This is a genomic window from Pantoea sp. SJZ147 (assembly GCF_007828605.1).
GTDB classification, from domain to species: Bacteria; Pseudomonadota; Gammaproteobacteria; order Enterobacterales; family Enterobacteriaceae; genus Pantoea; species Pantoea allii.
Genome location: NZ_VIVB01000011.1, coordinates 69,059 through 84,678, shown reverse-complemented (window position 1 = coordinate 84,678; position 15,620 = coordinate 69,059). Strand labels below are relative to the sequence as shown.

General features: G+C 54.2%; 10 protein-coding genes. 8 read left to right on the top strand and 2 right to left on the bottom strand.

The features are described from left to right. Positions 1 to 11: 11 nt before the first annotated feature. Positions 12 to 248 carry a hypothetical protein gene (locus FBY13_RS16445; protein ID WP_145394628.1) on the bottom strand — a complete coding sequence of 79 codons (237 nt, stop codon included), beginning with the start codon at positions 246 to 248 and terminating at the stop codon, positions 12 to 14. Positions 249 to 912: 664 nt separating this feature from the next. Here FBY13_RS16445 and glgB point away from each other — a divergent pair. The 5 genes from glgB (at position 913) to glgP (ending at position 10,341) form a co-directional block, all read left to right on the top strand. After that, positions 913 to 3,096: a 1,4-alpha-glucan branching enzyme gene (gene glgB, locus FBY13_RS16440; protein WP_145394627.1), complete on the top strand. Its 2,184-nt coding sequence runs from the start codon at positions 913 to 915 to the stop codon at positions 3,094 to 3,096. Further along, the gene (gene glgX, locus FBY13_RS16435; protein ID WP_186440824.1) at positions 3,093 to 5,072 is read left to right on the top strand and encodes a glycogen debranching protein GlgX; all 1,980 of its coding nucleotides are present in this window, start codon (positions 3,093 to 3,095) and stop codon (positions 5,070 to 5,072) included. Before glgB ends, glgX begins: the two co-directional genes overlap by 4 nt. Positions 5,073 to 5,085: 13 nt before the next feature. Beyond that, a complete protein-coding gene (gene glgC, locus FBY13_RS16430) occupies positions 5,086 to 6,378 on the top strand; it encodes a glucose-1-phosphate adenylyltransferase (protein WP_063877533.1) in 1,293 nt (430 codons plus the stop codon). A gap of 63 nt (positions 6,379 to 6,441) precedes the next feature. Continuing rightward, positions 6,442 to 7,875, top strand: a complete 1,434-nt coding sequence (glgA, locus tag FBY13_RS16425) for a glycogen synthase GlgA (RefSeq protein WP_063877532.1) — start codon at positions 6,442 to 6,444, stop codon at positions 7,873 to 7,875. 18 nt (positions 7,876 to 7,893) lie between these two features. Then, positions 7,894 to 10,341: a glycogen phosphorylase gene (gene glgP, locus FBY13_RS16420; protein ID WP_145394625.1), complete on the top strand. Its 2,448-nt coding sequence runs from the start codon at positions 7,894 to 7,896 to the stop codon at positions 10,339 to 10,341. 1,571 nt (positions 10,342 to 11,912) lie between these two features. Here glgP and glpD read toward each other — a convergent pair. Next, the gene (glpD, locus tag FBY13_RS16410) at positions 11,913 to 13,418 is read right to left on the bottom strand and encodes a glycerol-3-phosphate dehydrogenase (protein ID WP_063877530.1); all 1,506 of its coding nucleotides are present in this window, start codon (positions 13,416 to 13,418) and stop codon (positions 11,913 to 11,915) included. Between the two features lie 226 nt (positions 13,419 to 13,644). On the opposite strand from glpD, the gene glpE reads away from it, so the two are divergent. From glpE to FBY13_RS16390, 3 genes are read left to right on the top strand one after another with little or no spacing between them, the layout of a single operon-like run. Further along, positions 13,645 to 13,971, top strand: coding sequence for a thiosulfate sulfurtransferase GlpE (glpE, locus tag FBY13_RS16400; protein ID WP_063877529.1), 327 nt, complete (start codon positions 13,645 to 13,647; stop codon positions 13,969 to 13,971). Between the two features lie 29 nt (positions 13,972 to 14,000). Continuing rightward, a complete protein-coding gene (gene glpG / locus FBY13_RS16395) occupies positions 14,001 to 14,819 on the top strand; it encodes a rhomboid family intramembrane serine protease GlpG (RefSeq protein ID WP_063877528.1) in 819 nt (272 codons plus the stop codon). Positions 14,820 to 14,858: 39 nt separating this feature from the next. Continuing rightward, positions 14,859 to 15,617, top strand: coding sequence for a DeoR/GlpR family transcriptional regulator (locus tag FBY13_RS16390; protein ID WP_013027531.1), 759 nt, complete (start codon positions 14,859 to 14,861; stop codon positions 15,615 to 15,617). Positions 15,618 to 15,620: the final 3 nt, after the last annotated feature.

Below are 15,620 nucleotides of genomic sequence, written 5' to 3'. Positions count from 1 at the left end.
ATCTGAATTACCTATAAGACCGGGCTTTCCCGGTCTTTTTCCCACAAATCACTGCAAACCGTTCTACCGTTACGATCACGAAGTGATCCGCTTCCCCTTTTTGCCTGTTTAGAAATAAATTTTTGCTTTTCTGCACTGATAACGTCCGCCATCAAGCTATCCTTTAACAAAGGCGTAACGCGAGTTAAGGGTTTTGTTTTATCAACGACAGGGTTGGCGTAGTGGGTAAAGCGACGTTGACAAGACATGATGTGGTGCCGTTTTTAGCAACGTGCATCGGTCACGCGAGGCGACAAAAAGCGTCTCTCGCTGGCAGCACACCAACTACTGTGACTGTTTTACTCTGCGCTGAAACTGACGGGTGAAATGCTTATGAGGCAGAAGGCCTCAGCACGGCAGACTGGCGGGCAGTGAAACGTTCCTCTCTCAGTCTGGCCTCTCCTGGCAAAAATGATGCGGTAAACGTGCTGATTTATCCTTGCAGGAGAAAAACGCCGTATTTTATTAAAGAATGTGAAACGCAGATCCGCTATACATAAATATCCTTTAATGGTGTACCCGATTCGCGCAGAAACGACGGTGACGGGTTTTCAACCTTAAACCGGACGGAATGCAAGCAGCACAAGTGGGCAAATCACGTTTAAGGTAGACGGCATCCGCCTGAGACGTCGCGTGAATATCATTTAAGGTCTGGGTCGTTGCCGGACAAGTGTCTGGCGCAACTTCGGGCCTTGCATCAAGCAGACAGGCTTAATGCGAACTGGTTGTGATTCAAGGAGGCGCGTGGTGACAGGCGTTTCGTTCTGGCACCCACGCCGCTGTACTCATGGCTCAATGAAGAGCAGCGCACGAGACTCGCGATAAATCTGCATCGTGGTCTTTTCGCCTGCCAACTATCACAGGAAGAAAGTCATGTCAGAGCTACCCGATCGCCAGGCGATCAATGCCCTTTTTGCGGGTAATTATTCCGACCCCTTTTCACTACTAGGGATGCACAAAACAGACAACGGACTCGAAGTGCGGGCGCTGCTTCCTGAAGCACTTGAAGTCTGGGTCATTGAAACCTCAACAGGGCGCAAACTTGTCCAACTGAAGTGCGATGATCCCCGTGGCTTTTTCAGTGGCGTGGTGCCTCGCCGTAAAAATCCTTTTCGCTATCAACTGGCGGTTAACTGGCATGGCCAGCAAAATCTGATTGATGATGCTTATCGTTTTGGCCCGTTGTTACAAGAGATGGATTTGTGGTTATTGGGGGAAGGCACTCACCTGCGACCTTATGAAACCTTAGGCGCGCACGGCGATGTGATCGATGGTGTCATTGGTACGCGGTTTTCTGTCTGGGCACCCAACGCTCGTCGTGTCTCCGTTGTCGGTGATTTCAACTTTTGGGATGGCCGCCGCCATCCGATGCGTCTGCGTCAGGAGATGGGCGTCTGGGAGCTGTTTGTTCCCGGTGCCATTAACGGGCAACTCTATAAATTTGAAATCATCGATGCGCATGGCCAGTTACGCATCAAGGCCGATCCCTTAGCGTTTGAAGCCCAAATGCGTCCTCAAACCGCCTCAATGATTTGCGGCCTGCCAGAAAAGGTGGAGATGCCGGCCTCGCGCAGGGCGGCGAATGCGTTTGATAAACCCATCTCCATTTATGAAGTTCATTTGGGATCATGGCGTCGTCATACCGACGATAACTTCTGGCTCAGCTACAAAGAGCTGGCTGAGCAGCTCGTGCCCTACGTCAAAGAGATGGGTTTTACCCATATCGAACTGCTCCCCATCAACGAACATCCGTTTGACGGCAGCTGGGGCTATCAGCCGCTGGGTATGTATGCGCCAACACGACGTTTCGGCACCCGTGATGATTTCCGCTACTTTATCGAAAGCGCCCATGCGGCGGGGTTGAATGTGCTACTGGACTGGGTGCCGGGCCATTTCCCCAGCGATGACTTTGGCCTGGCGAAGTTTGATGGCACCGAACTGTATGAGCACAGCGATCCGCGCGAAGGTTATCATCAGGACTGGAATACGCTGATTTACAACTTTGGCCGCCGTGAAGTCAGTAACTTCCTGGCGGGCAACGCGCTTTACTGGATGGAACGTTTTGGTATTGATGGCCTGCGTGTCGATGCGGTGGCCTCAATGATTTACCGCGATTACAGCCGCGCCGAGGGTGAGTGGATTCCCAATCAGTACGGCGGTCGGGAAAATCTCGAAGCCATCAATTTCCTGCGCTATACCAACCGCACGCTGGGGCATGTCGCACCTGGCTCCGTAACCATGGCTGAGGAGTCGACGGACTATCCTGGCGTCTCACGGCCCCCGGAAGGTGGCGGTCTGGGGTTCTGGTATAAGTGGAACCTGGGTTGGATGCATGACACGCTCGACTACATGAAGCTCGACCCAATACATCGCCGCTATCATCATAATCTGATGAGCTTCGGCATCATGTATAACTACAGCGAAAACTTCGTATTACCGCTGTCGCACGATGAAGTGGTGCACGGTAAACGATCTATCCTTGACCGCATGCCAGGCGATGCCTGGCAGAAATTTGCCAACCTGCGTGCCTACTACGGATGGATGTGGGCTTTCCCAGGTAAAAAACTGCTGTTTATGGGCAATGAGTTCGCCCAGGGCAGAGAGTGGAATCACGATGTCAGTCTTGACTGGCACCTGCTGGAAGGTGAGGACAACTGGCATCACGGCGTGCAGCGTCTGGTACGCGACCTGAACCACACCTATCAATATTACACGCCGCTCCATCAGCTTGATTTTGATCCGTCAGGATTTGAATGGTTGGTGGTGGACGATGCTGAACATTCGGTCTTTGCTTTTGTTCGTCGTGACCGCGACGGCAACGAAGTGATCGTTGTCAGCAACTTTACGCCTGTGCCGCGCCCTGCTTATCGCTTTGGCGTTAATCAGGCTGGCAGCTGGCGCGAGGTGCTCAATACCGACCAACATGAGTACCACGGCAGTGACGTGCGTAATCATCTGGTGCACACCGATCAACAGGAAAGCCACGGTCGCCCGCAGTCACTGAGCCTGAATTTACCACCGCTCTCTACGGTATGGTTAGTGCGGGAGGGGGAATGACATTAGGTGCCGGACATCCCCAACCGCTGGGTGCAAGCTATGACGGGAAGGGCGTCAACTTTACGCTGTTCTCTCACCATGCTGAGCGCGTTGAACTGTGCCTGTTCGATGAGAACGGCATTGAGCAGCGCGTTGAACTCACTGACCGGAGCGGCGATATCTGGCACGGCTATCTTCCCGGACTCAAACCCGGACAGCGTTATGGCTATCGGGTACACGGGCCTTGGGCGCCCCAGCAGGGACACTTTTTTAATCCTGCCAAACTGTTAGTCGATCCCTGTGCCAGAGCGGTGCAGGGCGATGTGCCCGATGACCCGCGTTTTCACTGTGGCTACACTGAACCTGACAGTCGCGACAACGCCGCACTGGCACCGAAATGTGTGGTGGTGACGGATGATTTCGACTGGCAAGGCGATGTGCCGCCACGCACGTCATGGGGCCGCAGTGTCATTTACGAAGCGCACGTACGCGGTCTGACGCAGCAGCATCCCGGCATTCCAACAGCGTTGCGCGGCACCTATGCGGCGCTTGGCCATCCGGTGATGGTGGATTATCTGCTTAAGATGGGCATTACTGCTATTGAGCTACTGCCCATCGCCCACTTCGCCAGCGAACCCCGCCTGCTGCGTTTGGGGCTGACCAACTACTGGGGCTATAACCCTTTTGCGCTCTGGGCTGTCGATCCCCGTTATGCGTCTGGTCAGAACGGCTTGTCTCCGCTGCAGGAGTTCCAACAGGCGGTCAAACGCCTGCACGCTGCCGGTATTGAGGTGCTGCTGGATGTGGTGTTTAACCATACGGCAGAACTGGATGACACCGGGCCAACCCTTTCCTTTCGCGGCATTGATAACGCCAGCTATTACTGGCTGGACGATCAAGGCGCTTATCTGAACTGGACCGGCTGCGGCAATACCTTGAATCTCAGTCATCCGCAGGTCATGAACTGGATACTGGAGGCGCTGCGTTACTGGGTACGCACCTGCCACGTTGATGGTTTTCGTTTTGACCTTGCTCCCGTACTGGGACGCGAACCTGACTATCACCGTGACGCTGCCTTGTTTGAGGCCATTCGCGCCTGCCCAATCCTGTCAACGGTCAAACTGATCGCGGAACCCTGGGATATCGGCCCCGGTGGTTATCAGGTGGGAAATTTCCCTTCGCCTTTTGCAGAGTGGAACGATCGGTTCCGTGATACAGCCCGGCGTGCCTGGTTGCATGGCGATGTCACTAACGGTGATGTTGCCTGCCGGTTTGCCGCTTCAAGCGATCTTTTCCAGCATGACGATCGCAAGCCGCATGCGACCATCAATCTGATCACCGCCCATGATGGTTTTACGCTGCGCGACCTGGTGAGCTTCAATGGCAAACATAATGAAGGTAACGGTGAAGAAAACCGTGACGGGCACGGTAACAACTATAGTCACAATCATGGTACAGAAGGTCTGGAGAGCAGTGCTGAGGTGGCACAACGCCGTAGGCGCAGCATGGAAGGGCTGCTGACGACGTTGCTGCTTTCACAGGGAACGCCCATGTTGTTGGCAGGGGACGAACGCGGTCAAAGTCAGCAGGGTAATAACAATGCCTATTGCCAGGACAACCCGCTGAGCTGGATCAACTGGGACGAAGAAGAAAAAGGACTGGTCGATTTTACTGCATCACTGATTCAACTGCGTAAGCGCATCCCGGCACTTACCTCGGATCGCTGGTGGCAGAACGATGACGGCAACGTTCAGTGGCTGGACGACCAGGGTAAACCTATAGAAGAAGATGGCTGGAAGCAGCGCGTGCGCAGGTTGCAAATTCTGCTCTCAGGCCGCTGGTTAATAACAATAAATGCGACAGATTCGATATGTGATATCGCCTTACCAGACGGAGAATGGCAAGTCCTTCCTCCTTTCACCGGGGAAAGTCATCCCATCCGGTTAACTGTCTGGCATGGTCCCGCACACGCTGTGTGTGTGTTCCAAAAGCAATGATAAGGAGTCAGACATGGTCAAATTAGAAAGAGCAGAACATCTTATGCTGGCGCGCCAGCTCCCTACACAAACTGTTGCCCTTGTACTGGCTGGTGGACGCGGTACGCGTCTGGTGGATCTTACCGCTAAGCGTGCCAAGCCCGCCGTTCACTTTGGTGGTAAATTCCGTATTATCGACTTTGCCCTTTCCAACTGTGTTAACTCAGGCATTCGCCGTATTGGGGTCATTACGCAGTATCAATCTCATACGTTAACCCAACATATTCAGCGCGGTTGGTCTATCTTCAACGAAGAGATGAATGAATTTGTCGATCTGCTACCGGCTCAGCAGCGCTTTTCCACTGAGCAGTGGTATCGCGGTACAGCCGATGCCGTCACACAGAACCTCGACGTCATTCGGCGCTATGGCGCACAGTACGTGGTGATCCTTGCCGGCGATCATATCTACAAGATGGATTATTCAAGGATGTTGTTGGATCACGTGCTGAATGAAGCCCGGTGCACCATTGCCTGCCTGCCCGTACCGGTGCATGAGGCGACCGCATTTGGCGTGATGGCCGTAGACGAAAACAATAAAGTAATCGATTTCGTGGAGAAACCGCCGAAGCCACCGACCATGCCGGGTGACGACACAAAATCGCTGGCCAGTATGGGGATTTATGTGTTCGACGCCGATTACCTTTATGGCTTACTGGAAGACGATCTGAACGAGGCGGGTTCAAGCCACGACTTCGGCAAAGATATTCTGCCCAAAGTGGTCGCGAGTGGTGAGGGTTACGCCCATTCGTTTGCGATCTCTTGTGTGCAAAACGATCACGAGGCACCGCCTTACTGGCGGGATGTTGGGACGCTGGAAGCCTACTGGCGCGCCAACCTTGATTTGGCTTCAGTGACACCTGAACTGGATATGTACGACAGCACCTGGCCGATTCGTACGCACATGGAACCTTTGCCACCGGCAAAGTTTGTCCAGGACCGTTCTGGTAGCCATGGTATGACGATGAATTCACTGGTGTCTGGGGGCTGTATTATCTCGGGCTCGGTGGTGGTGAATTCGGTCATGTTTTCCCGCGTGCGGGTGAACTCATTTTGCAATATTGATTCAACGGTACTGCTGCCTGATGTGGTAGTTGGCCGATCCTGTCGTCTGCGCCGCTGTGTCATTGACCGTGCTTGTGTGCTGCCAGAAGGGATGGTGATTGGTGAAAACCCTGATGAAGACAGCCGCCGTTTTTTCCGTTCAGAAGAAGGCATTGTACTGGTCACCCGCACCATGCTTGCCAAATTAAATAGTGCGGGATCATAAACGACAAGCGGCACACACCCAATCGGCACGAGGATCGTGCCTGGTAACTTAATGAGGTCGAGGATGCAGGTTTTACATGTCTGTTCAGAACTTTTCCCGCTGCTGAAAACGGGCGGGCTGGCTGATGTAGTCGGAGCATTACCTCAGGCACAAATTGCGGGTGGAACAGATACGCGTGTGTTATTGCCCGCGTTTCCTGCATTGCGTAAAGGAATACCGGATACTCAGGTGGTCGCGGAGCTGCAAACCTTTGCCGGTCCGGTTCGCCTGCTTTTTGGGCGCTTCGATGGGGTGGGCATCTATCTTATCGACGCCCCCGATCTCTACGATCGGCCGGGAAGCCCTTACCATGATGAATCGCAGTTTGCCTACGTCGACAACTATTTACGGTTTGCTTTACTGGGATGGATGGGCTGTGAGCTGGGCTGCGGGCTGGATAGCTACTGGCGGCCAGATATCGTTCATGCGCACGACTGGCATGCCGGCCTGACCTGTGCTTATCTGGAGGCACGCGGCCGACCGGCCAAATCTGTCTTCACCGTCCATAACCTGGCTTATCAGGGACTGTTCTCAGCGCACCATCTGGACGAGATTCAACTGCCGCGCGCCTTTTTTAATATGTTTGGCCTCGAATTCTTCGGTCAGATCTCTTACCTGAAAGCCGGCTTATTTTACGCCGATCACGTGACGGCGGTCAGCCCGACCTACGCACATGAAATCACCACGCCAGAGTATGGCTATGGCATGGAAACGCTGCTGGCACAGCGCATGCGCGAAGGCCGGCTGAGTGGGGTTCTGAACGGGGTCGATCCAGCGATTTGGGACCCTTCACACGATCTCCTGCTGAGCTCCCGTTACAACCGGGATACGCTGGAAGCGAAAGCAGAAAACAAGCGCCAGTTACAGGTCGCGATGGGCCTGAAGGTCGATGACAAAGCACCGGTATTTGCCGTTATCAGCCGTCTGACCCGGCAAAAAGGGTTGGATTTGGTGCTGGAAGCGCTGCCGGGTTTACTGGCGCAGGGCGGACAGTTGGTGCTATTAGGGCAGGGCGATGCCGAGCTGCAGCAAGGCTTTCTGGCCGCGGCGGCGGAACATCCCGGCAGCGTAGGCGTACAGATTGGCTATCACGAAGCCTTTTCTCACCGTATTGTTGGCGGAGCCGACGTCATTATGGTGCCGAGCCGCTTTGAGCCCTGCGGTCTGACACAACTGTATGGACTGAAATATGGTACGTTGCCCTTGGTTCGCCGGACCGGCGGACTGGCTGATACGGTTAACGACAGCTCATTAGAAAATCTGGCAGATGGCATTGCCAGCGGCTTCAGTTTCGAAGACAGTAATGCCTGGTCACTGTTGAGGGCAATTCGTCGCGCGTTCGTATTGTGGTCTCGTCCTTCACTCTGGCGCTACGTGCAGCGTCAGGCGATGGGCATGGACTTTAGCTGGCAGGTCGCCGCACAAGCCTACCGCGATCTTTACCAACGTTTGTTGTAACGGACTGGGAAACAGAAAATGACGACACCATTCACTTACGCTTCACCTACGTTGACGGTTGATGCTTTAAAGCACTCAATTGCTTACAAGCTGATGTTCACCATTGGTAAAGACCCTTCAATTGCTAACAAACATGAGTGGCTGAATGCTGCGCTGCTTGCCGTGCGCGATCGCATGGTCGAGCGCTGGCTGCGTTCTAACCGCGCTCAACTTTCTCAGGACGTTCGTCAGGTTTATTATCTGTCGATGGAATTCCTGATGGGCCGCACACTGGGCAATGCGCTGTTGGCCATGGGGATCTACGACGATCTCAATATGGCGCTGGACGAAATGGGTCTCGATCTGGCCGAGCTGATGGAAGAAGAGAACGATCCTGGGCTGGGTAACGGTGGTTTAGGCCGCCTGGCTGCCTGCTTCTTGGATTCTCTGGCGACGCTGGGCATGCCAGGACGCGGCTATGGCATCCGTTATGATTACGGCATGTTCAAACAGAACATTGTCGATGGCGAGCAGAAAGAATCCCCGGATTACTGGCTGGAATATGGTAACCCGTGGGAGTTTCAGCGTTTCAACACTCGCTATAAAGTCCGCTTCGGTGGTCGCCTCCAGCACGAAGGTGCCAAGGTGCGTTGGCTCGAAACCGAAGAAATTCTGGCCATGGCCTACGATCAAATTATCCCTGGCTACGACACAGACTCGACCAATACGTTACGCTTGTGGGGCGCGCAGGCCAGTAACGAAATCAACCTGGGTAAATTTAATCAGGGCGACTATTTTGCGGCAGTGGAAGATAAAAACCACTCAGAAAACGTGTCGCGCGTACTCTATCCCGATGACTCGACCTATTCCGGCCGTGAACTGCGCTTGCGTCAGGAGTACTTCCTGGTGTCAGCCACTGTGCAGGATATCCTGAATCGTCACTGGATGATGCATCGTACCTGGGACAACCTGGCGGACAAAATTGCTATCCACCTCAATGACACGCACCCGGTATTGGCTATTCCGGAATTCATGCGCTTATTGATTGATGAGCACAAGTTTACCTGGGATGATGCGTTTGATGTGTGCTGCCAGGTGTTCTCTTACACCAACCATACGTTAATGAGCGAAGCGCTGGAAACGTGGCCGATCGATATGATCGGTAAGATCCTGCCGCGTCACCTCAGCATTATTTTTGAAATTAACGACTTCTTCCTGAAAACGATTCAGGAATACTACCCTGATGACTGGGATCTGCTGGCGCGTATTTCAATCATTGATGAGAACGACGGACGCCGTGTACGTATGGCCTGGCTGGCTGTTGTCGTCAGCCATAAAGTTAACGGCGTTTCTGAGCTGCACTCGAACCTGATGGTTCAGTCCCTGTTTGCTGATTTCTCCCGCCTGTTCCCTGGCCGCTTCTGTAACAAAACCAACGGGGTGACACCGCGTCGTTGGCTGGCGCTGGCTAACCCGCCGCTGTCAGAATTACTGGACGAACAAATCGGTCGTAACTGGCGTACAGACTTAAGCCAGCTCAGCGAGCTGAAGACGTGTATTGATTACCCGGCGTTTATTGAGAAAGTGGCGGAAGCCAAACTCGAAAACAAAAAGCGTTTAGCGACCTGGGTAGCGAAGAATCTGGATGTTGTTATCGATCCGAATGCGCTGTTTGATGTGCAGATTAAGCGCATTCATGAGTACAAGCGTCAGCTACTTAACGTTTTGCACGTGATTACGCGCTACAACCGTATCAAGGCCGATCCTGACGCCGAGTGGGTACCGCGTGTTAACATTTTTGCGGGTAAAGCGGCATCGGCTTACTACGTTGCCAAGCACATTATTCATCTGATCAACGATGTGGCTAAGGTCATTAATAACGATCCGCAGGTTAAAAACAAACTGAAGGTCGTGTTTATTCCTAACTACAGCGTGAGCCTGGCGCAAATTATTATTCCTGCCGCCGATCTCTCCGAGCAGATTTCCACGGCAGGGACTGAAGCATCGGGCACCAGTAACATGAAGTTTGCGCTCAACGGTGCGCTGACTATCGGCACGCTGGACGGTGCTAACGTTGAGATGCTTGATCATGTGGGCAAAGAAAACATCTTCATTTTTGGTAATACCACGCCGCAGGTCGAAGCCTTGCGTAAAGCAGGCTATAACCCGCGGAAATACTATGAAGAAGATGCCGAGCTGCATCAGGTGCTGACTCAGCTGGCCTCAGGTGTCTTTAGCCCGCAGGACCCTGGTCGCTATCGGAATCTGTTCGATTTGCTGGTTAACTTCGGCGATCACTATCAATTGTTAGCGGATTACCGCAGCTATGTGGATACCCAGGATAAGGTTGATGAGCTGTATCGCCAGCCGGATGAATGGCAGTACCGCGCGGCGATGAACATTGCTGGCATGGGCTATTTCTCGTCTGACCGTACGATTCAGGAGTACGCGGATGAGATTTGGAATATTTCACCGGTAAGGTTGTAGTTTGGCGGTAGCGTTTCTGCTCTGAGAGGATTCCGCCCGCCAGGCGTCGGGGAGTTTCAGCCTGCCCGTGCAGGCGGTCGGGTTAAGGGGCTCGCGCCAGCCCCTTAACAATCCCGGCGTCCGGCAGCCGTCGCTGTCCCTTCGTCGCTCACTGCGGCCTGACGGACCGTCCGGATGCGCCCTCCGTGGCGCAGCCGTCCTCGTCGCGGCGTCCCTGCCGCGCCGTCCTGGCCTCCGTTCTTTCCTCAGCGCGCCGGATGCCTCCGGAAACCCCGCCTGTGAGGGCTTATTCCTCCTTTGGTTTGGTTCTGCCTGTGGGCAGGTGAATATTGTTTTGTATCGGACGTGTTCCGGCTGACATGCGGGAGGCGATCTGATCCTGCTTCAGGGATGTTCTGCCTGTGAGGCGGTGGGATACCGTTTTGCACTGTGCAGGTTCCGCCCGCCAGGCGGCAGGGAGTTTCAGCCTGTCCGAGCAGGCGGTCGGGTTAAGGGGCTCGCGCCAGCCCCTTAACAATCCCGGCGTCCGGCAGCCGTCGCTGTCCCTTCGTCACTCACTGCGGCCTGACGGACCGTCCGGATGCGCCCTCCGTGGCGCAGCCGTCCTCGTCGCGGCATCCCTGCCGCGCCGTCCTGGCCTCCGTTCCTTCCTCAGCGCGCCGGATGCCTCCGGAAACCCCGCCTGTGAGGGCTTATTCCTCCTTTGGTTTGGCTCTGCCTGTGGGCAGGTGAGTATTGTTTTGTATCGGACATGTTCCGGCTGACATGCGGGAGGCGCTCTGATCCTGCTTCAGGGATGTTCTGCCTGTGAGGCGGTGGGGATGCGGTTTTGCACTGTGCAGGTTCCGCCCGCCAGGCGTCCGGCAGCCGTCGCTGTCCCTTCGTCACTCACTGCGGCCTGACGGACCGTCCGGATGCGCCCTCCGTGGCGCAGCCGTCCTCGTCGCGGCGTCCCTGCCGCGCCGTCCTGGCCTTCGTTCTTTCCTCAGCGCGCCGGATGCCTCCAGCAAACCCTCGCCTGTTAGGGCGTATATTTTTCCGAAATACTGCTTCGCCTGTTATTAACATGCGTAATCAGAACTGAAGACAGGGAAACCTGACGAAAATGAAAAAATGAACAGCAATAAGCTGTGATGCTTTTGTGGTATCTGAAGCGATGTTTCCTGACATCTGAAGCGATACAGGCGTTGGTTTTAACACAGGTATCAAAGCGGGGGAGTTGGGCCGGCCTTCCCGTCCCGCTGAGCGGATGCAGGATTTCCGGATGAGCCGACAGGACGTCGGCGAAAGTCAGGCCGCGCCAGGGACGGCGCGTCCTGACGGTCCGGCAGAAATCCTGAAGCAGCGAAGGGACCGCGCAGCGGCGGGTGGGCAGGACGGGAGCCCGGGGTCAAGGGGCCGCGGCGACTGGCGGCCCCTTGTCGGTCGCCCGCAGGGGGCGGACTGAAACTGCCCGCCGCCTGGCGAGCGAAACCTTCTCAGAGTTACATAACTGGATGCCGCTCAGGCAAAAAAAAAACGGCACAACAGGCCGTAACCCGTTGTACCGCTTTCTCAGCGCTGACGCGCTATTACGAAGCCAGTGAAAGCGTTGGTTTCGCCTTGACCGCCAGCCATTCGGCAATGCGTGCCTGCTGGGCTTCGTTCAGCCACATACCCTGTTTGGTACGACGCCAGATCGCGTCATCCACTTCACGCACCCACTCGTGCTGCACCAGGTAACGCAACTCAGCTTCATAAAACTCATGACCGAAGTTTTCACCCAGATCTTCCAGCGATGTCGCATCTTTAAGCAACACTTCGGTGCTGCTACCGTAAGTGCGGGCGTAGTGACGTGCCATGTTTTCAGTAATGAACGGATAACGGCGGCGCAGGCTGGCCGCGTAATCGTCGCTGCTGCCGGAAATATTACCGCCGGGCAGCACGCAGTTTTTAGTCCAGGCCGCACCTGCGTCAGGATAATACTTCGACAACTTCTCCATCGCATGTTCGGCCAGCTTGCGATAGGTCGTTAATTTACCGCCGAAAACGGACAGCAGCGGCGTTTCACCGTTGTCATCACGCACATCCAGTGTGTAATCGCGCGTAATAGCCTGCGGCGAATCTGACTCATCGTCACACAGTGGGCGCACGCCGGAATAGGTCCAGACGATATCATCAGGCGTTAACTGCTTTTTGAAATGGCCGTTGTACACCTTCAGGATGTAGTCGATTTCGCTATCGTCAATGGCAACGTTTTTCGGATCGCCTTTGTATTCCACGTCGGTGGTACCGATGATGGAAAACTCGTCCATCCACGGAATAACAAACACAATGCGGTTGTCTTCGTTTTGCAGAATATAAGCCTGCTTCTCATTGTGTACGCGCGGCACCACGATATGGCTGCCTTTGATCAGACGAATACCATAAGGTGATTTCAGTTCCAGGCCATCATCAAAGAACTGCTTAACCCACGGGCCTGCGGCGTTGACCAGGCCTTTAGCCTGCCAGGTGAAGGTTTTGCCGCTGTCGATATCCTCAGCTTCCACCATCCACAAACCCTTTTCACGCCAGGCGCGGGTCACACGCGTGCGGGTACGCACTTCACCACCATGCTTAACCACTTCCTGCGCGTTCAGTACCACCATGCGGGCATCGTCCACCCAGCAGTCTGAATACTCGAAACCGCGCTTAATTTCGGGTTTGAGTGCTGACTCTGCACCGAAGCTCAGGCTCTTACTGCTCGGCAGGCTGGTACGTTTGCCCAGATGGTCGTACATAAACAACCCGGTGCGGATCATCCATGCCGGACGCAGATGCGGGCGATGCGGTAAGCGAAATCGCATAGGGAACGCGATATGAGGCGCCATCTTTAACAGCACTTCGCGTTCTGCCAGGGCTTCGCTCACCAGACGGAATTCATAATGTTCAAGGTAGCGCAGGCCACCATGAATCAGTTTTGAGCTGGCGGAAGAGGTCGCGCAAGCCAGGTCCCGCGCCTCTAGCATTAACACCGACAGTCCGCGTCCTGCAGCGTCTGCTGCGATGCCAGCACCGTTGATGCCGCCGCCGATAACGATCAGGTCTTTGGTTTCCACGTTGTCTCCTCCGATGTTCGGAATAGTTCACTTATGTTCGTTTTCGAGCATAATCATAATCGCAAACCAACATTGACGCCAGTATTTAACCACCTAAAAACAATTTTGCGTGATATGGATAACATTATGTCGGCGTAAAGGTGAATAGCCGTAGTCATTGTCAGGTTATTGGCGAGGATTATCGGGTTACACTAGACGCCATTTTGACGATGTGATGAGAGACACCATGGAAACCTACCAATGTATTGATGTTCATCAGGCTGAGCAGCGTCTGGCACAAGGCGCAGTGATGGTGGATATCCGCGATGCGCAAAGCTTTGCTCTTGGTCATGCCAGCGGCGCCTTGCATTTGTCGAACGCCAACCTCAATGATTTTATCAGCTCAACCGACACGAGCCTGCCGGTGCTGGTGATGTGCTATCACGGCAACAGCAGTAAAAGTGCAGCAGATTATTTGCACAGCCAGGGATTTACGACGGCTTACAGTATTGATGGCGGGTTTGATGCCTGGCGCGCCGCCTTCCCCCAACAGGTGATCAGTGGCGCTGAGTGACTGGTCAGGCGTAACACGGAGAGTGAGCAATGCGCATTACCCAATTTAATCAGCCGCGCATGGCGCAGGCTTTTGTTGACTACATGGCAACGCGCGGCGTGAAATTGCGTATAGAGCGTGAAAGTCAGTACGTCATTATGCTGGATGATGAAAGTCAGCTTTCGATGGTCGAAAACGAACTTCAGCAGTTTGTGCGCGATCCCAACCATCCTCGCTATCAGGCTGCAAGCTGGCACAGTGGCAAAACCGACAGCGGCTTGCGCTATGAGCGAGGCAATATTTGGGCAAATATCCGTGAACGTGCCGGGCCACTGACCATGGTAGTGATGTTCGCCTGTATTGCGGTGTTTGTGCTGATGCAGGTCCTGGGCGATCGCACCGTAATGTACTGGCTGGCATGGCCAGATAGCGATCAGCATTTTGAAGTCTGGCGCTGGTTCAGCCATGTGCTGCTTCACTTCTCTCTGCTTCACATCCTGTTTAATCTGATGTGGTGGTGGTATCTCGGTGGTGCGGTAGAAAAACGGCTGGGCAGTGGTAAGCTTTTTGTCATTTTTATCATTTCAGCGTTGCTCAGCGGCTGGCTTCAGTCGAAATTTAGCGGCATCTGGTTTGGCGGCTTGTCCGGCGTGGTCTATGCCCTGATGGGTTACTGCTGGCTGCGCGGTGAACGCGATCCGGACAGCGGTATTTATCTGGAGCGTGGGTTAATCGGTTTTGCACTTGTCTGGCTGGTGGTGGGCTGGTTTGGTGCATTTGGTCTGGCTATCGCTAACGCAGCACACGTTGGTGGACTGCTTGTCGGACTGGCAATGGCGTTTGTCGACACACGCAAGCGTAAACGGTAGTCACAACGAATAAGAATAAGCCCGAAACAGGAGAGGAATGTGAAGCAGACGCAACGTCATGACGCCATTATTGATCTGGTTCGGCGTCAGGGATATGTCAGTACCGAGGAGCTGGTCGATCATTTTGAGGTCAGCCCACAAACGATTCGTCGTGATTTAAACGACCTTGCCGATCAAAATAAAATTCAGCGCCATCACGGCGGCGCGGCCTTGCCTTCCAGTTCAGAGAATACCGCCTGGCAGGATCGCAAGATGATGTGGTCAGCAGAGAAAGCGCGTATTGCACAGCGGGTTGCCAGCCAGATACCGGACGGCGCAACGCTGTTTATCGATATTGGTACCACGCCGGAAGCCGTGGCTCATGCGTTGCTAAATCACAGTGATTTACGCGTGGTGACCAATAACCTGAACGTGGCAATGCTGTTGATGGGCAAGCCAGACTTCCGGGTCATTATCGCTGGCGGAGAAGTGCGTACCCGTGATGGTGCGGTCATGGGGGAAGCGACGCTCGATTTTATTTCACAATTTCGCCTCGATTACGGCATCCTCGGCATCAGCGGTATCGATATGGACGGCTCATTGCTGGAGTTCGACTATCACGAAGTCCGCACCAAACGCGCCATTATCGAAAACTCGCGCTGCGTCATGCTGGTCGTCGACCACTCTAAATTTGGCCGTAATGCGATGGTCAATCTGGGCAACATGAGCCAGCTTGATTATCTCTACACTGATAAAATGCCGCCTAACAGCATTATGAAAGTTATTGAACAGCATGAGGTTCATCTCGAACTCTGCTAACCC